Below are 20,020 nucleotides of genomic sequence, written 5' to 3'. Positions count from 1 at the left end.
CGCTCAGCCCAGCCGGCCCGCGACGATCTGCGTGACGCCGGCGTACCGTTCGGTGATCTCCGTGAAGCCGCGGGCGCGCAGGCTCGCCGCGATTTCGCCGCGGTCGAACATCCGCTGCCCGCTCACGATCCCGCCGGTCGACTCGATCAGCCGCAGGGGCTGCCTGCCGCTGCGCGCGGTCGTCAGCAAGACGATCCGGCCGCCTGGTTTCAGTACGCGTGCGAAGGAGTCCAGCGCGGTTTCCGGCTCGGCGAACATGTGAAGCGCGGCGAAGCAGCAGAGTCCGTCCACAGTGGACGATTTCAACGGCAGGCGGACGGCGTCGGCACGCAGGTAGGCGACGGTGTCCGGGCCGCGCTCGGCGACGGCCTTGGCGAGCATGGCGCGGGCGCCGTCGAGCCCGATCGCCAGCCCGTCCGGGCCGACGGCCGCGCCGAACGCGCGGGTGAACCGCCCGGTTCCGCAGGCGACGTCGAGCACCGTGTGCCCCGGGGCCGGCCGGAGGAGTTTCGTGGCGAGCTCGACTTCGCCCGCCATGCTCGGCCCGAACGGGCCTTTGAACGCGCGGCCGAGGGCGGGGCGCCAGTACCGCTCGTAGACCTGCGGGAGGAGGGTCGTGCGCATCAGGCGCTGCGTGATGCCGGTCGGCGGACCGGCCTGGTTCGCCGGGCCCAGCAGGTCGAGGTAGCCGCTGTCGGTCTCCGCCGCCGTCTCGAGCAGGGCGTTCGCCCGCTCCAGGGCGGTGTTCCGGCTGGTGGGCACGCATCCTCCCGGGGTTCGGATACCGGCAGTATGCCCACTCGGCCGCACTCGATCGAGTGAACAAATCCGCGCTCGGCCCGGAATTGTCGGTGGTCGTTCCTAACGTCGCAGGCGAGGTTCCGATCCGAGGAGGAGAGATGACGACGATTTCCGTTCCGTGTGGCGAGATCGCGGTGCGCGGCGAGTTCGACCTGGCCGCGGCGGCCCGGTTCCTGACCGGCTTCGCCCCCGCCGGGCAGCCGGAAGCGGAGCCCGGCGCGCTCCGGGTGGCCTTCCCGTTGGAGGGCGTGTGGACACCGGTGGGCGCGGTGCTGCGGCAGAGATCGCCCGGCGAGGTGACGGTCGAGGTCCACGGGCCGCCCGAGCACGCGGAGGCGGTGGTGGCCCAGGTGCGGAGGATGTGCTCGCTGGACATCGACGGCACCGCGTTCCCGGAGGTCGCCGGCCGGGATCCGGTCGTGGCGCTGCTCCAGGACCTGCACCCGGGGCTGCGGCCGGTGTTGTTCGCGTCGCCGTACGAAGCGGCGTGCTGGGCGGTGCTGAGCCACCGGATCTGGATGACGCAGGCGGTGCGGCTGCGCCGGCGCCTGACCGAGCGGTACGGCACGGAGGTCGACGTCGGTGGGCGCAGGCTGAGGTCGTTCCCGGCCCCCGCGGCGCTGGCGAAACTGGAGTACCTGCCCGGGCTGCCGGGCCCGAAGATGTCCCGGCTGCGGGGCATCGCCGAGGCGGCGGCCGGGGGACTGCTGGACGCGGCCGCGTTGCGGGCGATGCCGGCGGAGGAGGCACTGAAACAGCTGCAGCTGCTGCCGGGAGTCGGCCGGTTCAGTGCGGAGCTGATCCTGATCCGCGGAGCGGGCCACCCGGACGTGTTCCCGCGGGCGGAGAGCCGCCTCCACGAGATCCTGCGCGACGCCTACCACGTCCCCCAGGCGGATGTAGCGGGGCTGGCGGCGTTGGCGGAGGCCTGGGCGCCGTTCCGGAGCTGGGTGTCGTTCCTGTTCCGCGTCGAAGGCGAGGCCAGGATGCGGGAGTCGCGATGACCTGAGCGCGGCGATGCTCGGCAGGCCCGACGGTGTTCGGCGCCTGTCACCGGGCGCTCGCGGCAGTGAGATCCGGCGCGTGCCCTCGGCTGGCGGCTGGTCCGGCGCGGTGCTGTCCGACCCCGGCGGCTGCCGGCCTTCCCGGAGCGAGCCCGCTCACCCAGGCCTCGCTGCTCCGCGGCCGCCGTCTCGGCGGGGTGCCGTCTCGACAGAAAGGAGAACGCAACGACCCGTTACCGGAAGCCGCGTCGCGGCGAGCGGCGGGGACTCACAGTAGCCAGATATCGCCTGTGGTGAGGTGTCCGGGTGAGCTCGCCCGTTCAACTCGCGTTCGGCGGACCGGCCGGTTACGCCCTATCGGCTTTCCGTGCGGCCGCCGCCACCGATGACTCGCCGGCTGGTTCGCTGCTCGAGCAGGCCCAGACCCCCGCGGTGATCACTCTGATCGCCGGTGGTGTGGCCATGCTGGTCGTGCTCGTCGGCGGCACGCCGTGGCGGCGCGCGCGGAACGTCGTGACGATCGTGCACGAGGCCGGCCACGCGCTGGCCGCCGTGCTGGTCGGACGGCGCCTGCAGGGCATCAAGCTGCACTCGGACACCTCGGGCGTCACCGTCTCGCGCGGCAAGCCCGAGGGGCCGGGCATGGCGTTCACCGCGATGGCCGGGTACCTGGCGCCGTCGGTGCTGGGGCTGCTGTTCGCCAGCCTGCTGGGCTCCGACCTGGTCGGCACGGTCCTCGTCCTGATCGCGCTGCTCCTGCTCGGTGTGCTGGTGATGGTGCGCAACGCCTACGGGGTGTTCACCGTCGTCGCCAGCGCCGCGGTGCTCGCGCTGGTCGCGTTCGTCGCGCCGGTCGAGGTGCAGGCGCCGTTCAGCTACCTCGTGACGTGGTTCCTGCTGTTCGGCGGCGTGCGGCCGGTGGCGGAGCTGCAGGTCAAGCGGCGGCGCGGGCAGGCCCGTGACTCCGACGCCGACCAGCTCGGCCGGCTCACCGCGGTGCCGCCGGTGCTCTGGGTGCTGGCGTTCGCCGTGGCGACCGTCAGCTGCTTGATCGCCGGGGGGCTGTGGCTGCTGGAGCCCCTCGCCGCGTGAGCGGCCGAACAGCCCTGCCGCGTGAGCGGCCGAACAGCCCTGCCGCGTGGGCGGCCGGAACAGCCCTGCCGGGTGAGCGACTGGGCGGCCCTGCCGCGTGAGCGGCCGGGCGCCGGTCACCGGGTCGCGCGCATGCGGCAAACTGGTCTCTCGCTGGTCGCGCGGAGGGAGACGAACGATGGACGAGGTCGCCAAGGCCGTGGAGGAGTGCGCACGGGCGGCGAAGCTGGCCGCGCCGTCGCTCGCCGCCGCGAGCGCTGAGGCCGTCGACGCCGCGCTGGCCGGGATGGCGGAGCGGCTGCTCGCGCACCGCGACGAGATCCTCGAGGCGAACCAGGCCGACGTCGAGCGCGCGAAGGGCGAGGGGATGAGTGCCGGCCTGCTGGACCGGCTCACCATCACCCCGGAGCGGCTGACCGGCATGGCCGAGCAGCTGCGGCTCCTCGCCGGGGCCCCGCACCAGGAGCGCTCGGTCGAGGTGTCCACGCTGGACGGCGGCTTGCGGCTGGTCGAGCGGCGGCGTCCGGTCGGCGTCATCGGCGCGAACTACGAGGCGCGGCCGAACGTGACCGTGGACGTGGCGTCGCAGCTGGTCAAGTCGCGCAACGCCGGCGTCCTGCGCACCGGCTCGGCCGCGCTCGGTTCGGCGCAGCGGCTGCGCGAGGTCGTCATCGCTCCGGCGCTGGCGGAGGCGGGCATCGACGCGGACTGTGTGCAGCTGGTGCCCCGGGTGGAGCGCGAGGCGGCGTCCGCACTGGTGCGGCTGCCGAACCTGGTGCCGCTGGTGATCCTGCGCGGCAGCGGTGACAGCACCCGGGCGCTCGCCACCGAGGCGGCGGTCCACGGCGTGCGCACGCTGGCCCACGCCGACGGCGGCGGGGTCCTGTACGTCGACCGCGGTGCCGACGTCACCAAGGCGCGTGACCTGGTCTACGCCAGCCTCGACCGCCTCGGCGTCTGCAACCGGCTCAACCTGCTCCTCATCCACGAGGGCATCCACGAGGAAGCCTGGCCGGCGATCTCCGAAGCGCTCGCCGAGCGCGGGGTCACGCCGTCGCTGGCCCCGCACGAGCACCCCATCGGCTACGAGTGGGCGCTCGACTCCGACCGGGAAGCGACCGTCACGGTCGCCAAGGTCGGCGCGCTCGCCGACGCCGTCGAGATCGCCAACGAACGGACCTCAGGCCTCGCGGCGGGCATCGCCACCGAGGACGAGTCGGCCGCCGACGCCTTCTTCGACGGCTACACCGGCACGGGTGTCTTCTGGAACGCGCCGACCCGGCTCCTCGACGGCTTCAAGCTGCTCGCGGTCCCGGAAACCGGCATCAACCTGGACAAGGTCCCCGGTCCGCGCGGGCCGGTGACGTACACGGACCTCTACGTCCGCCAGTACGCGGTCCTGCCCGCCTGAAGCTCCGCGCCGGTCACTGCGCGGGCGGGACGTCCGCGAGCTTGCGGAGCTCCCTGACGGTGTCCGCCGCGTTGGTGACCAGCTCGGTCCGGTCACTCGGGTCTCCGGAGTAGCGGTAGATCGCCGTCGGCCCGTCGCTGATGGCGATCGCCGCGACCAGACGGCCTTCGGGGTCGCGGGTGAGCCCGGTCGTCACCGGCACCTCCCGGCCGACGGTGTCGACCGTGGTGAGCGTCCGTTCCTTGTACCAGCCTCGCGTGGTCATGTTCCGCAGCTCCGGGGGATGGGGATCACAGGGATACGTCGTAGGACGCGAGGATCACCGAAGGCGTTACGGCATACTGGGGCGGGTGATCTCCCGGCCGCACGTCCTGCTGTCCGCCGCGCAGTCGCTCGACGGCTACCTCGACGACACCTCGCCCGAGCGGCTCGTGCTGTCCACTGAGGACGACTTCGCCGTCGTCGACCGGTTGCGGGCCGAGGCGGACGCGATCTTCGTCGGGGCCGGCACCGTCCGCGCCGACAACCCGCGGCTGCTCGTGCGGTCACCCGAGCTGCGGCGGCAACGCACAGCGCGGGGCAAGCCCGAACAGCCGGTCAAGGTCACCGTGACCACCCGCGGCCTCGATCCGGACGCGCAGTTCTTCACCGTCGGGGATACCGAAAAGATCGTCTACGCGCCGCCCGGCGCCGCGGATGCTTTGAAGCACGTCGCCACCGTCGTCGACGCCGGCGACCCGCCCGACTTCGGGCGCGTCCTCGACGACCTCGGGGCGCGCGGTATCGAAAGGCTGCTGGTCGAAGGCGGCGGCGGAATCCACACCCGATTCCTCACCGAAGGACTGGCCGACGAGCTGCGCCTGGCGATCGCGCCGTTCTTCGTCGGGCAGCCGGACGCGCCGCGGTTCGTCGGCCCCGGGCGCTACCCGCGACCGCTGGTCCTCACCGGCGCGAACGAACTCCAAGGCATGGCGATCCTCGAGTACCGCGCGGCGGAGGAACCGTCCGGCCGGGACGTCCAGCGGCTCAAGGAAGCCATCGCGCTCGCCGCCGAATGCCCGCCCAGCCACACCTTCCGGGTCGGGGCCGTGATCACCGACGCCGACGGCGAGGTCGTCGCGACCGGGCATTCCGGCGAGGGTGACCCGCTGAACCACGCCGAAGAAGCCGCGCTCGCCAAGTGCGCCGGCGACCCGCGACTGGCCGGGGCGACCATGTACAGCTCGCTGGAGCCGTGCAGCAACCGGAGTTCGCACCCGCGCAGCTGCACCCAGCTCATCCTCGACGCCGGCATCCCGCGCGTCGTGTTCGCCTGGCGAGAGCCGGCGGTGTTCGTCGACGCCCAGGGCACCGAGCTGCTGCGGCAGGCCGGGCGGCACGTCGTCGAGGTGCCCGCGCTGATCCCGGAGGTCCAGCGCGAGAACACCCACCTCGACTTCTGAGACTTCCGAGCGGCTAGCAGGCGCCGTTGTCCACCCAGACGCCCCATTCGCCGGTGGTCCCGGGCTCTTCGCCCTGCGTCCACCACTTCGCCGTCCACTTGTGGCTGTTGTGCGAGACGACGTTGTCCTTGACGTAGACCTTCGTCCGGTCCCACTCCGCCGCGGTGCACGAGCCGTTGCCCGGCGTGGTCGGGGTCGTCGTCACCGGAGGCGTCGTTTGCGGCGGTGTCGCACCCGCGAAGCGGACGCTGAACTTCGTGAAGTCCCAGTCGTTCTGGGGGACGTTGCTGCACACGCCGTTGTCGGTCGTGCCGACGCAGGCGCGGTCCCGGTTGACCGACCAGAACGTGAAGCGGCCGAGGCCGTGACTGGTCGCGTAGTCGTACACCGTCTGGAAGTCCGAGGTGTAGAACATTTCCGCCGCGTCCGACTTGCCGTTCATGCCGGAGAAACCTTCGTGGGCGTACGCGGTCGCGCTGTCCCAGCCCAGGTGCGACATGAGCAGCCCGTGCATGGCTTCCAGCGCCGACACCTGCGACGAACCGCCGTTGAAGCCGCCGTCGAAGGGCATGATCGAGAAGTTGTTCGGGGTGAAGCCGATCGACTTCGCCTGGTCGATCAGCTGGGTGCCGAACCAGCCGGTGCCGGCCGCGGTGCCCGGCATGGTCACCGAAACGAACAGGCCGGGGTTGTTGGCCTGCAAGGTCTTCGCCGCGCCGAGCTCGTTCGCGATGGCCGCGGTGTTCTCGTACTCGGGCTCTTCGAGGTCGAAGTCGATCGCCTTGAGCGAGTATTTCGTGACGACCTGCTGGTACGCGGCGGCCGTCGCGGCCACCGTCCCGCAGGTCTGGCCGAGCTTAGTGCCGCCGTAGCCGCCGACGGACACCGAGACGTCGCCGCCGGCGCCGCGGATCCGCGAGATCACGCCCGCGACGGCGGTGTCTGAGGAGACGGCCGAGGTACCGTCCCAGGTCGGGCTGCACCCGCCGCCGTTCGGCGCGAGGATGAACGCCAGCTGGAACGCCTTGAGCCCGGTCGCGTTCATGACGGTCACCGGATCGGGCGGGTTGTTGCTCTGGGGCATCAGGTACGGCGCCGCGGCGTACCAGTTGTTGCTCAACGCCGCGGTCGCCGAGGGTGCGCCGAGCAAGAGGCTGACGGCGGTGGCGGTGAACGTGGCGGCGGCGAGCCCGATGGCGGCCAGTCTGCTCTTGCGCATGAGCTGTCCTCCCGGAGGGGATCGAGGTGGACAGATCATTGGACTAGACCATTAACGAAGTCAAGACACGAACGTCGGGCAAAGCCGGAGGAGCGGGCGAAACGTCCCGGAATATCCGAAACTTGTCTCGCGAAGGGCGGCTGCGAGCGCAGTCGGCCGGGCACCGCCGAGCGTGCCCGGCCGCGCCTCGACGGCAGGTTTTGGCGGGCAAGGCGCTGGGGCGGCGGGGCTGGGGTGATTGCGTGATCGTGCGGCGGGACTCGGTGGTCGGATGTCGTGAACGACTCGTTCATGACCTCTGACGACAGGAAAGAGTCGTTCACGACCTGGCGAATCCGTCCATGGGCGGACTTGCCCGAACCCGCTCTGCCGGTGCGATGTCCTGAACGACCGGCGAAACGTCACGACTTGCCGAAACCCGGCGGGCCCGGGAGGCTCAGCTGTTGTCGTTCAGGAAGTCGTAGTCCTTGCACTCGCCGGTGTGGACCCTCTTGTCCGCCACCCAGTACCGGCAGAACTTGAAGCCGACGCGGGTCTCGGGCAGGTCGTAGACGCCGCCGTTGGCCGCGCTCTTGGTGATGCAGTTGCCGTTGCCGCCGACGTGCATGTCGTAGAGCGGGGTGCCGTTGTCCGGCGTGCCCTTGTAGACGTAGATGGCGACGCCACGGCCGTCCGCGTCGGTGTCGCAGATGTGGACGCGGTCGCCTTCTTCGGTGAACACGCCTTCGCCGCTCCAGCCGGTGACGCTGCCGTACGCGTCGCCGGTGTGCATGTGCTTCGTGTGCTCTTCGGCGGAGGCGGGCGCCGCGAAGGTGAGCACGGAGAGCAGTGCCGCGGCGGCCACGCCGAGAACCTTCTTCAAGTCTTCGTCCTTCCTCGGTGGGGAAGGCGAAGCGTAGCCACCGCGGCCTGCAAACCGCTTGCAGTCACTCCGACTCGAGGTCGCCCTCCAGCGAGAGGTACACCTCGCGCATCTTCTCCAGCAACGCCGGGTCTGGCTCTTCCCAAAGCCCCCGGTCCGCCGCCTCGCTGAGCCGCTCGACGATCCCTCGCAACGCCCACGGGTTCGCCTGGCGCAGGAACTCCTGGTTCACCTCGTCCAGCACGTACGACTCGGTCAGCTTCTCGTACATCCAGTCGCCGACGACGCCGGCTGTCGCGTCGAAGCCGAACAGGTAGTCCACCGTGGCCGCCAGCTCGAACGCGCCCTTGTAGCCGTGGCGGCGCATCGCCGCCAGCCAGCGGGGGTTGACCACGCGGGCGCGGAACACCCGGGCCGTCTCCTCGCCCAGCGTGCGGGTGCGGACCGCGTCCGGCGAGGTGCTGTCGCCCACGTAGGACGCCGGGGCCGCGCCCGTCAGCGCGCGGACCGTCGCGATCATCCCGCCGTGGTACTGGAAGTAGTCGTCCGAGTCGGCGATGTCGTGCTCGCGCGTGTCCGTGTTCTTCGCCGCCACCACGATGCGCCTGTACGAGTTCTCCATGTCCTCGCGCGCCGGGCGGCCGTCCAGATCACGGCCGTACGCGAAGCCGCCCCACACGGCGTACACCTCCGCGAGGTCCTTGTCGTCGCGCCAGTTTCCGCTGTCCATCAGGGGCAGCAGGCCCGCGCCGTACGCGCCCGGCTTCGAGCCGAAGATCCGCGTGGTCGCCCGGCGGGCGTCGCCGTGCGCGGCAAGGTCGGCCGACACGTGCGCCCGGACGAAGTTCTCGTCGAGGGGCTCGTCCAGCGACGCCACCAGCCTCACCGCGTCGTCCATCAAGGCGATCACGTGCGGGAACGCGTCGCGGAAGAAGCCGCTGATCCGGATCGTGACGTCGATCCGCGGTCGGCCCAGCTCGGCCGGCGGGATCGCCTCGATCCCCGTGACGCGCCGCGAGGCTTCGTCCCAGACCGGCTGGACGCCCAGCAGCGCGAGGACTTCCGCCGCGTCGTCGCCGGACGTCCGCATCGCCGACGTGCCCCACACCGAGAGCCCGACCGACCGCGGCCAGTCCCCGGTGTCCTCGCGGTAGCGCTTCAAAAGCGAGTCCGCCAGGGCCTGCCCGGTCTCCCAGGCGAGCCGGCTCGGGATCGCCTTCGGGTCGACGGTGTAGAAGTTCCGCCCGGTCGGCAGCACGTTGATCAGCCCGCGCAGCGGCGACCCGCTCGGCCCGGCCGGGATGTAGCCGCCGTCCAGCGCGTGCAGCACCGAGTCCAGCTCGGCGGTGGTCCCGGCCAGCCGCGGCACGATTTCTTCCGCGGCGAACGAAAGCACCCGCGCGACCTGCTCGTCCGGGGCGACCGACGCGACCGCGGTCGCGTCCCAGCCGCGCATCTCCATCGCCTGGACCAGCTCGCGCGCCGTCTTCTCGACCGCGTCCACTTCGGACATCGGCGCGTTCTCCTTGAGCCCCAGCGCCGACCGCAGGCCCGGCACCGCGCCCTGCTTGCCGCCCCACATCTGCGACGCGCGCAGCATCGCCAGCACCAGGTTGACGCGGGCTTCGCCGACCGGCGCCGCGCCCAGGACGTGGAGGCCGTCGCGGATCTGCGCGTCCTTGACCTCGCAGAGCCAGCCGTCGATGTGCAGGAGGAAGTCGTCGAACTCCGCGTCGTGCGGCCGTTCCTCGACGCCGAGGTCGTGGTCCAGCTTCGCGGCCTGGATCAGCGTCCAGATCTGCGCGCGGATCGCCGGCAGCTTCGCCGGGTCCATCGCCGCGATGTTCGCGTGCTCGTCGAGCAGCTGCTCCAGCCGTGCCATGTCGCCGTACGACTCGGCGCGCGCCATCGGCGGGATCAGGTGGTCGACGATCGTCGCGTGCGCCCGCCGTTTCGCCTGCGCGCCCTCGCCCGGGTCGTTGATCAGGAACGGGTACACCAGGGGCAGGTTCCCGAGCACGGCGTCGGGAGCGCACGACGCCGAAAGCCCCGCCGTCTTGCCCGGCAGCCACTCCAGCGACCCGTGCTTGCCCAGGTGGACGACGGCGTGCGCGCCGAACTCCTCCTCCAGCCAGCGGTAGGCGGCCAGGTAGTGGTGGCTCGGCGGCAGGTCCGGGTTGTGGTAGATCGCGACGGGGTTCTCGCCGAACCCGCGCGGTGGCTGGATCATGATGATCACGTTGCCGCTCTGCAGCGACGCCAGCACGATGTCGCCGTTGTCGACGTACAGCTCGCCCGGCGCCGGCCCCCAGTGCCCCTCGACGCCCGCCCGCAGCTCGGCCGGCAGCGCGTCGAACCACTCCTGGTACCGCGCGGCGGGCACCCGGATCGGGTTCCCGGCCAGCTGTTCCTCGGTCAGCCACTCCGGGTCCTGGCCGCCGGCGGCGATCAGCGCGTGGATCAGCGCGTCACCGTCGGGCTGCTCGGTGCCGGTCGGCTCGACGCCCGGGAACGCGTCCGGCCCCAGGTCGTAGCCCGCATCGCGCATCCGCCGCAGCAGCTCGACCGCCGACGCGGGCGTGTCCAGCCCGACCGCGTTGCCGACGCGAGAGTGCTTCGTCGGGTACGCGGACAGCATCAGCGCGATGCGACGTTGCGAAGGCGGCGTGTGCCGAAGGCGAGCGTGGGCCAGCGCAATGCGGGCGACGCGGGACGCGCGCTCGGCGTCCGGCACGTACCGCGGCAGCCCATCTTCGTCGAGCTCCTTGAACGAGAACGGCACCGTGATCAGCCGCCCGTCGAACTCCGGTACGGCCATCTGGTTCCCGGCGTCGAGCGGGGAGAGGCCGTCGTCGCTCGCCGCCCACGTCTCGCGGTCGCTCGTCAGGCAGAGCGCCTGCAGGATCGGGACGTCGAGCGCGGCCATCTCGGCGACGTCCCAGGCTTCGTCGTCACCGCCGGCACCCACCTCGGACGGCCGCGTGCCGCCGGCCGCGAGCACGGTGACCAGCAGGGCGTCCACGGAAGCCAGCTCGGCCATCATCTCCGGCTCGCGCGTACGCAGCGAAGCACAGTAGATCGGCAACGCGCGGCCGCCCGCGGCTTCGATCTCGTCGGCGAGGGCGTGCACGAACGCCGTGTTCCCGGACAGGTGGTGCGCCCGGTAGTACAGGATCCCGATCACCGGGCCCTCAGCCCGGGAAGGACGTTCGAGGACGCCCCAGGCGGCCTGTTCGGTGGGCGGCTCGAAGCCGTCGCCGGTGAGCAGCAGCGTGTCGGAGAGGAACCGGTGCAGCTGGGTGAGGTTCGCCGGGCCGCCCTGCGCGAGGTACGCGTGGGCCTCGGCGGCGATGCCCGCCGGGACGGTCGAGAGCTTCATCAGCTCGGCGTCCGGCGTCTGCTCCCCGCCCAGGACGACGACGTGCGCGCCCGACGCCCGCAGCGCGTCCAGGCCGTCGGCCCAGGTCCGTGGGGTGCCGAGGATCCGCGCGACGACGATGCGCACGCCGTCGAGCAGCGGCGGCAGCTCGGCGGCGTCGAGCCGGGCGGGGTTGCCGAGCCGGTATTCGCCGCCGGACGAGCGGGCGCTGAGCAGGTCGGTGTCCGAAGTGGACAGAAGCAGGATCACGAAGTTCCTCCTCCGGGGTCCGCGCCCCGGTTAGCCGGGCGCGCCGTCCGGAGTTCCTGGCTCCCGGAGATGCCTCTCTCCGGTCACAGTGGCGGGACCGCCCCGGACTTCCACCGGGTTCCTCCACCTGACGGCGCGTGGGTTCGGACTCACTCTCCGGTGCACCTGACCCGGCGTCAAGGTGACGTTGGCCGGTCCTCGGTAACCTGGCGGCTTGGAATCCCTTCTCCGGAGCTTCACCGCCGCGCAGTCGACCCGGCAGCCGTACCGCCACCCCACGGCGGCCGAACTCGAGATCGCCGGCACGAGCTTCGCCGCCCTCCTCGACGGCGACCCCCATCACCTGTCCGACCTGGGATTTTCCGTGCTCGACGACTCCGTCGTCGTCCAGGAACCGGGCACCGAGCGGGCCTGGGGGCTCTACGCGATCGACCGGTCCGCGCCGCCGTCACTGGTCGTCGAGGTGCCGCATCCCTCGTCCGACCTGCGGACCGACCTGATCGGCCTGGCCCTCTTCCGGCGGGTGCCCGGCGCGGTCCTGGCCGTCGCGGGCGCGCACCGCCGCCGGGAGGACCCCGCGCACGACACGCGGACGGTCTTCCACGCCGTCACCACGCTGCTGGCCCGGCGCGGCCTGCCCCAGGTCCAGCTGCACGGCTTCAAGGACCGGACCCTGCCCGCCGCCGACATCGTGCTCTCGGCCGGGGCCGCGGAGGCCGGTGACGCGGCGCGCCGGGCGGCGGACCGGCTGATCGCCGCCGGGTTCCGCGTCCGCCGGGCCTGGGCCGAGCCCTGCCGGGGCCTGGCCGGGACGACGAACGTCCAGAGCCAGGCCGCCGGCGGGACGCCGTTCCTGCACGTCGAACTGAACCGGGCCGTCCGGGAGACCCGGCGCGACGACGTCGTCCGCGCGCTGGCCGAGGCCGACCTGCGCAAGCCCTAAGCGGAGCGTTCCCCGAGGCGGGGGAAGGGCTTCGTCGAGAACAGCACTTCCACGGACACCTCGAAGAACTCCGCGATCCGCAGGGCCAGGTACAGCGAAGGGCTGTACTCGCCGCGCTCCAGGTAGCCGATCGTCTGGTAATGCACCCCGAGGGCCTCCGCCAGCTGCCGCCGCGAGATCGACCGCTCCGCGCGCAGCATCGCGATCCGGTTGTAGACGACCTCACTCATGACTACCCCACACGCTGCATGGCCTTCTGCCGCCGTTCGGCCACTGACGAGCCCGCCTCGCGCCGCGCCATGCGGCGGAGCAGGACCGGAGCCACCGCGAAGCCGAGCACTGCCCACGCGAGGAGCACCGCCAGGGTCGGCAGCGGCCGCCACGACTGGCCGATCTCGACGACGACCGCGCTGTCCGGCAGCAGTGCCGACCGCATGCCGAGGCCGAGCCAGTACATCGGGAACACCTGCCCGACGTCCTGCAACCAGCCCGGCAGCGCCGTGATCGGGTAGAAGATCCCCGAGACCGCGCCCATGCCCATGACCGGCAGGCTGAACAGCCCGATGGACCGCGCGCTCCTGGCCAGCGACCCCAGCGCCGCGCCGATCGGCATCGTCGCGGCCATGCCGAGCACCAGCACCCCGAGCAGGTGCAGGTACGACCAGACGCCGTCGGGCGCCAGGGCGGAGAACGCGAACAGGCACGGGACCAGGACCGCGGCCATGGACGTGAGCTGCGCGAGTGACAGCGCGGTCGTCTTCCCGACCAGGTACCCGAGCATCCCGTTCGGGGTCGCCTTCGCCCGCAGCAGCGTGCCGTCCTCGCGGTCGACGGCCAGGTAGCCCGCCGCGCCGGTCAGGCCTTGGAACACGATGCCCGCGCCGAGCACGCCGGGCACGGTCGCCGCGCCGAGCGAGAACGACGTTCCGGGCAGCGTGGCGTTGCGCATGAAGAACAACGTACCGAGGAAGAGCAGCACGAAGACGACCTGCCCCACCACGTCGTCGAGGTTGGTCCACGTCTGCTTGAACTCGATCCAGCCGCGGGCCAGGCCGGAACGCAGTGCGGTGGTCCTGGCGTTCATCGCGCGCCCGCTTCCTGGAGGCCCAGCTCCGTCTCGCCGCCGGATTCCGCCCGGTGGACCAGCGTCATGTAGGTGTCCTCCAGCGACGCGCGCCGGACCTCGAGGTCCGCGACGGCTTCGCCGTGCTGCTTGAACAGGTCGTACACGAACTTCGTCGCTTCGGTCGTCAGGTGCACGAAGCGCTGGCCGTCGACGGACCAGCGGACCTCGGCCTCGCCGGAGACCTGCCGGCTCAGCTCGTCGGCCGAGCCGTCGGCGACGATCCGGCCGCCGTTGAGGATGAGGATCCGGTCGGCCAGCTTCTCGGCCTCGTCGAGGTCGTGCGTGGTGAGCAGGATCGTCGTGTCGAGCTCGTCGGACAGGCGGTGCACCAGGTCGTGGAACTCGCGCCGCGCCTCGGGGTCGAAGCCCGCGGTCGGCTCGTCGAGGAACAGCAGCTCGGGACGGCCGACGATGCCGATCGCGACGTCGAGCCGCCGCCGCTGGCCGCCGGAGAGCTGCTTGAGCTTCTTGTGCGCGTGCTCGGTGAGCCCGACCGCCGCGATCAGCTCGTCGGCGTCCCACGGCCGCGGGTGCGAGGCCGTCGAGTACGGCGCGTAGTACCGGCCGAGGTGCGCGAGCAGCTCGCGGACGCGCCACTTCCCGTGGTCGCGCCAGGACTGGAGCACGACCCCCAGCCGTGCCCGCCAGTCCTCGCCGCCGTGTGCCGGGTCGACCCCCAGCACGCTCACCTCGCCGGCCGACCGCATCCGGAAGCCCTCGAGGATCTCGATCGTCGTCGTCTTGCCCGCGCCGTTCGGCCCGAGCAGGCAGACGACCTCGCCGCGGTACGCCTCGAACTCGACGCCGTGGAGCACGTCGTTCGTGCCGTAGCGCATCCGCAGCCCGCGCACGCGGACCGCGGGGACCGCTGGGTCTCTCATCACGTCACCCCCATCTGACTGATGCGATCGAATGTAGCACACATACTACATTCGATGAGACTTCTGCTGTCCCGGGAACTTGACCCGCGGTCATCCGGTTCGCCGGGCATGGGAACTTGGCTGGGGCTGGCCCTTCCGGGCGGCGTGGTGATCCTGCTGGTCATGGCCGCGATCGAACTGCGGCCGCGCAAGAACGGCTCGCGCTTCAAGGCGCGGCTGTCCGCGACCTACATCGAAGAGAGCACCGCCTTCCTCTACGGCACCAAGCGGCGTGAGCTGGAACACCGGGAAACGATGTCGATGCTCGTCGAGCAGGACGCCGAAGGCGCGCCACCCTGGCGTGACGTGGACCTGGACGCCGGAACCGCCCGGATCCGGCCGCGTCCGGAGCCGGGGGAGCCGGAAAATCGCCAGCTACAGTGACCCCATGCCGACCCCAGCACGTGTGCGAGCCGACGCGTGCCCTGGTGTTTTCGCACCCCACGACGCCGCCGACGGCCCACTCGCGCGGGTGCGGCTGCCCGGCGGCGCGATTTCCGCGGCGCAGCTGCGAGCGCTGGCCGACGCGGCCGACGCCTGCGGCGACGGCGATCTCCACCTCACCTCGCGCGGCAACGTCCAGCTGCGCGGCGTCACCCGGCCCGGCCTCGCCGCCCGGCTCACCGACGCCGGCCTGCTGCCCTCGCCGTCACACGAGCGGGTCCGGAACGTCCTGGCCTCGCCGCTGAGCGGGCTGCGCGGGGGCCTCGCCGACGTCCGGGGCCTCGCCGCCGCGCTCGACGGCGTCCTGTGTTCGACGCCGGAACTGGCGCCGCTGCCCGGCCGGTTCCTCTTCGCCTTCGACGACGGCCGCGGCGACGTCGCCGGCGAAGGCGCCGACGTCTGCTGGCGTGCGGTGGATGCCGGAACCGGGACGTTGCTGCTCGCGGGCGGCGACACGGGACGGCGGGTGCTTCGCGCCGACGCCGTCTCGACGCTGATCGAGGTCGCGCTCGAGTTCTGCCGGGTGCGCGGGGCCGCCTGGCGCGTCGCCGAACTCGACGACCCGGCTTGGCGCGGGACGCCGGTGCCGCGCACGCCGGTCGAGGTCCCGGCCGGGCTGATCGAACGGGACGACGGCCTCGCGGCCGGTGTCGTGCCGCGCTTCGGGCAGCTGTCCGCGACGCAGGCGCGAGCACTGGCGGAGTTCGGCCCGGCGCTGGTCACGCCGTGGAAGTCCGTGGTCCTGCCGGACGTGCCCGCCGACGTCTTCGACCGGCTCGGTTTCGGCGGCGAGCCCCTGGGGACCACCGCGTGCATCGGCCGTCCGGGCTGCGCGAAGTCGCGCGCCGACGTCCGGGCCGACGCGGTGTTCCGGCCCGGCCTGCGCGCGCACTTCTCGGGCTGCGAACGGCGGTGCGGGAAGCCGTCGCAGTCCCATGTGGACGTTGTCGCCGAAGCGGGGGGCTACCGCATCGACGGCCGGTGGGTGCCGCTCGACGAACTGAAGGGGAATCTGTGATCGACTACCTGCGGGACGGTGCCGAGATCTACCGGCACTCGTTCGCCACGATCCGCGAGGAGGCGGACCTGGCGATCCTGCCCGACGACGTGGCGGGCCTCGCGGTCCGGATGATCCACGCCTGCGGCATGGTCGATCTGGTCGACGACGTGCGGTACACGCTCGACGTCGTCGAGTCCGGCCGGGCCGCCCTGGAAGCCGGTGCGCCGATCCTGTGCGACGCGCAGATGATCGCCAGCGGCGTCACCCGGCGCCGCCTGCCCGCGGACAACGAGGTCCTCTGCACGCTGTCGGACCCCAGTGTGCCCGGGCTCGCCGAACGCAGGGGCACCACGCGCTCGGCCGCGGCCCTGGAACTGTGGCGCGACAAGCTGCCCGGCTCGGTCGTGGCGATCGGCAACGCGCCGACCGCGCTGTTCCGCCTGCTGGAAATCCTCGACGAAGGCGTCGGCGCGCCCGCGGCGATCATCGGCGTCCCGGTCGGGTTCGTCGGCGCGGCGGAGTCCAAAGTGGAGCTCGCGAAGCGGGCACCGGCGCCCTACCTGGTGGTCCACGGGCGGCGCGGCGGCAGCGCGATGGCCGTCGCGGCGATCAACGCACTCGCGAGCGCCGAAGAATGACCGGCACGCTGTACGGCGTCGGGCTCGGCCCCGGCGACCCGGAACTGATGACGGTCAAGGCGGCCCGGCTGATTTCGGAAGCATCGGTGATCGCGTACCACTGCGCGCGCCACGGCCGGAGCATCGCGCGGTCGGTCGCCGAGCCGTACCTGCGCGAGGGGCAGATCGAGGAGAAGCTCGTCTACCCGGTCACCACCGAGACGACCGACCACCCCGGCGGGTACGAGGGCGCGATCGCCGACTTCTACGAGCTGAGCGCGAAGCGGCTGGCCGAGCACCTCGACGCCGGCCGCGACGTCGTCCTGCTCTGCGAAGGCGACCCGTTCTTCTACGGCTCGTACATGTACATGCACGAACGGCTTTCCGGGCGGTTCGACGCGGTCGTCGTGCCCGGCGTGACGTCGGTGAGCGCGGCGTCGGCGGTGCTCGGCCGTCCGCTGGTGCAGCGCGACGAGGTGCTGACCGTGCTCCCGGGCACGCTGCCGGCCCCGGAACTGGCGCGGCGCCTCGCGGACACCGACGCGGCGGCCGTGCTGAAGCTCGGGCGGACGTTCGGTTCGGTGCGGGAGGCCCTGGAAGAGGCCGGGAAGCTCGACGACGCCGTCTACGTCGAGCGCGCCACCTGGGAACAGCAGCGGATCTCACCGTTGGCGTCGGTCGATCCCTCGACGGTCCCGTACTTTTCGCTGGCGTTGCTGCCTTCGCCGGCCTATGCGTCGCGTGTTTCGCCCACGCCGCCCGCTTCCCCCGCTGCCGGTTCGGGCGAGGTCGTGGTCGTCGGCCTCGGCCCCGCGGGGCCGGAGTGGCTGACGCCGGAGGCCGCGGCGGAGCTGGACGCGGCCGAGCACATCGTCGGCTACGGGCCGTACGTCGCGCGCGTGCCGCAGAAGGCGGGGCAACAGCGGCACGCGTCGGGCAACCGCGTCGAAGCCGATCGCGCGGCCGAAGCGTTGTCGCTCGCTGCTTCGGGCGCCCGGGTCGCCGTGGTCTCTTCCGGGGACCCGGGGGTCTTCGCGATGGCGTCGGCCGTGCTGGAGCAGGTCGCCGCGGGGCACGGCACGGGCGTGCGGGTCCGGATCGTGCCGGGCGTGACGGCGGCGCAGGCAGCGGCGTCCCGGGTCGGCGCGCCGCTCGGGCACGACTACTGCGTGCTCTCGCTGTCCGATCGCCTGAAGCCGTGGGAGATCATCGAGAAGCGCCTCGACGCGGCGGGCGCGGCGGACCTGGTGCTGGCGCTGTACAACCCGGCTTCGCGGTCCCGGACGACGCAGCTCGCCGACGCCCGGGACGTCCTCCTCCGCCACCGCGCCCCGGCGACCCCGGTGGTGGTCGCGCGGGACGTCGGCGGGCCGGAGGAGGACATCCGGATCACCACGCTCGGGGACCTCGATCCGTCCACAGTAGACATGCGCTGCCTGCTGATCGTGGGCTCGTCGAGGACCCGCGCGGAGAACGGCGTCGTCTGGACCCCGCGGAGTTACTGACCGAGGGCGGTCAGGAACGCGGGGCCGTTCGGCGATCCGATGCCCGTGACGTCGTCGTAGCCGTTCCGGACGTGGATCGTCAGGACGGCGTCGGCGTCCAGGGAACGCAGGCTGGCCGCCGAGTACCCGGCCGAGGCGTCCACCGAGTTGTTGTAGTTGACCCGCGCGACCGCCATCGGCGACGGCGGCTGCGTGACGTCGTGGAACGCCGAGGTGCCCGCCTTCGCGTAGAGCAACGGGTTCGCGAAGCCGAACTCGCGGCCCGCCTGCTGCTGCGCCAGTGCGACGAACGCGGCGAACAGCGGTGACGCCAGGCTCGTGCCGCCGAGGCGGAACTCGCTGTACCTCGCCGTACCGTCCGGGAACGCCTGCGTCTGCCCGACCAGGAAGCCCGTGTTCGGGTCGGCCAGGGCGGCCACGTCCGGCACCGCGCGCATCGGCTGCGGCCGGGCGCCGTTCGCCGTCGCGATCGTGTTCGGGACCACGCCCGCCTGGTACGCGGGCTGGGTGAACAGCCGGCTGGTGCCGCCACCGGCGCCGTTGAGGAACTCACCCGGCGGGGTGGGCACCCAGGCACCGTCGGTCAGCGTCGACCGCCCGGTCTCCCACCCGGTCTCGAAGAGGTACTCGCCGCCCGCGCCGACGCCCAGCGAGGTGCCGCCGACCGCGGTCACCCACGGGCTCACGGCGGGCCAGTCCGGCGTGGCCTTCGGGAAGTTCGCCGCGACACCGCCGGTCTCGTCGGCGTTGTCCCCGCTGGAGAAGTACACGCCGATGCCGGTCGCCGCGGCCTCGACGAGCGTGTCGTTGAACGGCTTGACGTAGCCGGTCGGCAGCAGCTCGGTCGAGAAGCCGTAGGAGTTGGTCACGATCGAGGCCAGGTGCTGGTCGACGACGTGGTTCATCGCCGCGTCGAGGTCCTGGAAGTTGTTCGGCGAACCGACGTAGACGATCTTCGCGCCCGGCGCCATGCTGTGCACCGCCTCGACGTCGAGGGTCTCCTCGCCGTACCAGCCCTGCGGGTCCTGCTTGCGGTTCTGCGGCCGGTTGTACACGCCCGGCGGCACGACCTGGCTGAACTGGTTCCCGGACAGCTGCGGCAGCCCGTGCAGCCGCGAGTAGGTGTTGACGTCGGACACGATCGTCGGCGACGCGTAGGCGTCGATGATCGCCACGGTCTGGCCCGTGCCGTTGGTGCCGGACGCGATGGCCTGCTGGACGCCGTACGCGCTCCGCAGCTGCGAAGGCGTGTAACCGCACGGTGCCCACGGGTTCGGGTGGCCGTAGGCGTCCGGCACCTTGATGCCGTCCGGGGTCAGCGTCGTCGCGGTCGTCTTCTCGCCGTAGTAGGCCGAGCACGGCGGGGCGTTGACGAAGGCGGGCGACGGCGTCGCGGCCGGGCCCGCCGCGGGCTGGAGCAGCGCGAACGACTCGTCGAGCCCGACCACCGCGCTGACCGCCGAGGGCAGTCCCGCGGGCAGCGAAAGGTCCTTCTCGGGCGCGCGGAGCGTCTTGCCGCCGACCGCGAACTCGCCGAAGGTGGTGCCGAACGCGGCGGCGGCCTGTGCGACCGTGCCCTCGGCCTGGACGAACCGGCGGTTGCCGGGGGTGTAGCCGACGTCGAAGCCGGCCTTGCGCAGCCACTGCTGCACCGCGCTCACGTCGTTCGGCGCAGGCGCGAACTGCTGCCGGAACTGCGCCGCCGTCAAGAACCTGCCGTATTCGGCCGAGCCCGGCGTCGAAACGCGGCTCGCCAGTGCGGCGGCGTCGCCAGTCCAGCCGAGGTAAACGCGGAACGCCACATTGTCCGCCGCATTCGCTCCTCCGACGCGGGTGGACGATTTCGCCCAGGCCGGGACACTGCCCGGCAGCGGGGTCCGGTCGCTGGCCGAGGCGGCGGGAGCCCCGATCAGGAGCCCGGCGGTCGTCACGGCCGTCGCGGCCAGTGCGAGCAGCCGGAATGCGGGTTTGCGCATGGCTGGTCCTCCTCCGGAGAGTGCCCCGGC

18 protein-coding genes and 1 riboswitch are annotated in these 20,020 nt (G+C 72.2%); of the genes, 9 read left to right on the top strand and 9 right to left on the bottom strand.

The window, feature by feature from the left end:
- Positions 1 to 3: 3 nt before the first annotated feature.
- Entirely contained in the window at positions 4 to 762 is a 759-nt protein-coding gene (locus tag CF165_RS33950) for a class I SAM-dependent methyltransferase (protein WP_093951669.1), read from the bottom strand.
- 137 nt (positions 763 to 899) lie between these two features.
- On the opposite strand from CF165_RS33950, the gene CF165_RS33945 reads away from it, so the two are divergent.
- The 3 genes from CF165_RS33945 to CF165_RS33935 all read left to right on the top strand — a co-directional run bounded on the left by CF165_RS33945 (position 900) and on the right by CF165_RS33935 (position 4,308).
- Positions 900 to 1,805, top strand: coding sequence for a DNA-3-methyladenine glycosylase family protein (locus tag CF165_RS33945; RefSeq protein WP_093951668.1), 906 nt, complete (start codon positions 900 to 902; stop codon positions 1,803 to 1,805).
- 306 nt (positions 1,806 to 2,111) lie between these two features.
- Entirely contained in the window at positions 2,112 to 2,897 is a 786-nt protein-coding gene (locus CF165_RS33940; RefSeq protein WP_093951667.1) for a M50 family metallopeptidase, read from the top strand.
- 178 nt (positions 2,898 to 3,075) lie between these two features.
- Positions 3,076 to 4,308 carry an aldehyde dehydrogenase family protein gene (locus CF165_RS33935; protein WP_093951666.1) on the top strand — a complete coding sequence of 411 codons (1,233 nt, stop codon included), beginning with the start codon at positions 3,076 to 3,078 and terminating at the stop codon, positions 4,306 to 4,308.
- Between the two features lie 13 nt (positions 4,309 to 4,321).
- Here CF165_RS33935 and CF165_RS33930 read toward each other — a convergent pair whose 3' ends face one another.
- Positions 4,322 to 4,573: a hypothetical protein gene (locus CF165_RS33930; RefSeq protein ID WP_093951665.1), complete on the bottom strand. Its 252-nt coding sequence runs from the start codon at positions 4,571 to 4,573 to the stop codon at positions 4,322 to 4,324.
- Between the two features lie 85 nt (positions 4,574 to 4,658).
- Here CF165_RS33930 and CF165_RS33925 point away from each other — a divergent pair, with 85 nt between their 5' ends.
- Positions 4,659 to 5,750 carry a dihydrofolate reductase family protein gene (locus CF165_RS33925; RefSeq protein WP_093951664.1) on the top strand — a complete coding sequence of 364 codons (1,092 nt, stop codon included), beginning with the start codon at positions 4,659 to 4,661 and terminating at the stop codon, positions 5,748 to 5,750.
- Between the two features lie 13 nt (positions 5,751 to 5,763).
- Here CF165_RS33925 and CF165_RS33920 read toward each other — a convergent pair whose 3' ends face one another.
- The 3 genes from CF165_RS33920 to cobN all read right to left on the bottom strand — a co-directional run bounded on the left by CF165_RS33920 (position 5,764) and on the right by cobN (position 11,459).
- Complete coding sequence (locus CF165_RS33920) at positions 5,764 to 6,969, bottom strand: chitinase (RefSeq protein ID WP_093951663.1); 1,206 nt, start codon at positions 6,967 to 6,969, stop codon at positions 5,764 to 5,766.
- 436 nt (positions 6,970 to 7,405) lie between these two features.
- Complete coding sequence (locus tag CF165_RS33915; RefSeq protein ID WP_093951662.1) at positions 7,406 to 7,831, bottom strand: hypothetical protein; 426 nt, start codon at positions 7,829 to 7,831, stop codon at positions 7,406 to 7,408.
- 64 nt (positions 7,832 to 7,895) lie between these two features.
- Positions 7,896 to 11,459: a cobaltochelatase subunit CobN gene (gene cobN, locus CF165_RS33910; protein WP_093951661.1), complete on the bottom strand. Its 3,564-nt coding sequence runs from the start codon at positions 11,457 to 11,459 to the stop codon at positions 7,896 to 7,898.
- Between the two features lie 50 nt (positions 11,460 to 11,509).
- A riboswitch (cobalamin riboswitch) is annotated at positions 11,510 to 11,583 on the bottom strand.
- A 90-nt stretch (positions 11,584 to 11,673) separates the two neighbouring features.
- Here cobN and CF165_RS33905 point away from each other — a divergent pair.
- Positions 11,674 to 12,402, top strand: coding sequence for a hypothetical protein (locus CF165_RS33905; protein ID WP_093951660.1), 729 nt, complete (start codon positions 11,674 to 11,676; stop codon positions 12,400 to 12,402).
- On the opposite strand, the gene CF165_RS33900 is transcribed toward CF165_RS33905, so the two are convergent.
- The 3 genes from CF165_RS33900 to CF165_RS33890 are packed head-to-tail and all read right to left on the bottom strand — an operon-like array spanning position 12,399 to position 14,409.
- Complete coding sequence (locus CF165_RS33900; RefSeq protein ID WP_043784651.1) at positions 12,399 to 12,632, bottom strand: helix-turn-helix transcriptional regulator; 234 nt, start codon at positions 12,630 to 12,632, stop codon at positions 12,399 to 12,401. The two genes, CF165_RS33905 and CF165_RS33900, sit on opposite strands and share 4 nt — an antisense overlap.
- A 2-nt stretch (positions 12,633 to 12,634) precedes the next feature.
- Positions 12,635 to 13,486, bottom strand: coding sequence for an ABC transporter permease (locus tag CF165_RS33895; RefSeq protein ID WP_093951659.1), 852 nt, complete (start codon positions 13,484 to 13,486; stop codon positions 12,635 to 12,637).
- Entirely contained in the window at positions 13,483 to 14,409 is a 927-nt protein-coding gene (locus tag CF165_RS33890; protein ID WP_093951658.1) for an ABC transporter ATP-binding protein, read from the bottom strand. Before CF165_RS33890 ends, CF165_RS33895 begins: the two co-directional genes overlap by 4 nt.
- A gap of 54 nt (positions 14,410 to 14,463) precedes the next feature.
- Between CF165_RS33890 and CF165_RS33885 the strand changes: the two genes are divergently transcribed.
- Genes CF165_RS33885 through CF165_RS33870 form a run of 4 tightly spaced genes read left to right on the top strand, consistent with a single transcriptional unit; the run spans position 14,464 to position 18,014 of the window.
- Entirely contained in the window at positions 14,464 to 14,832 is a 369-nt protein-coding gene (locus CF165_RS33885) for a DUF6191 domain-containing protein (protein ID WP_439098533.1), read from the top strand.
- A 4-nt stretch (positions 14,833 to 14,836) separates the two neighbouring features.
- Positions 14,837 to 15,910 carry a ferredoxin-like domain-containing protein gene (locus CF165_RS33880; RefSeq protein ID WP_093951656.1) on the top strand — a complete coding sequence of 358 codons (1,074 nt, stop codon included), beginning with the start codon at positions 14,837 to 14,839 and terminating at the stop codon, positions 15,908 to 15,910.
- A complete protein-coding gene (locus tag CF165_RS33875) occupies positions 15,907 to 16,530 on the top strand; it encodes a precorrin-8X methylmutase (RefSeq protein ID WP_093951655.1) in 624 nt (207 codons plus the stop codon). The genes CF165_RS33880 and CF165_RS33875 overlap by 4 nt, the downstream gene beginning before the upstream one ends.
- On the top strand, positions 16,527 to 18,014 hold the full coding sequence (locus CF165_RS33870) for a precorrin-2 C(20)-methyltransferase (protein ID WP_093951654.1): 1,488 nt from the start codon (positions 16,527 to 16,529) through the stop codon (positions 18,012 to 18,014). Before CF165_RS33875 ends, CF165_RS33870 begins: the two co-directional genes overlap by 4 nt.
- Here CF165_RS33870 and CF165_RS33865 read toward each other — a convergent pair.
- A complete protein-coding gene (locus CF165_RS33865; RefSeq protein ID WP_093951653.1) occupies positions 18,008 to 19,990 on the bottom strand; it encodes a S53 family peptidase in 1,983 nt (660 codons plus the stop codon). The two genes, CF165_RS33870 and CF165_RS33865, sit on opposite strands and share 7 nt — an antisense overlap.
- Positions 19,991 to 20,020: the final 30 nt, after the last annotated feature.

The organism is Amycolatopsis vastitatis, assembly GCF_002234595.1.
Classification (GTDB): Bacteria; Actinomycetota; Actinomycetes; order Mycobacteriales; family Pseudonocardiaceae; genus Amycolatopsis; species Amycolatopsis vastitatis.
This window is presented reverse-complemented; position numbering and strand designations above follow the sequence as displayed.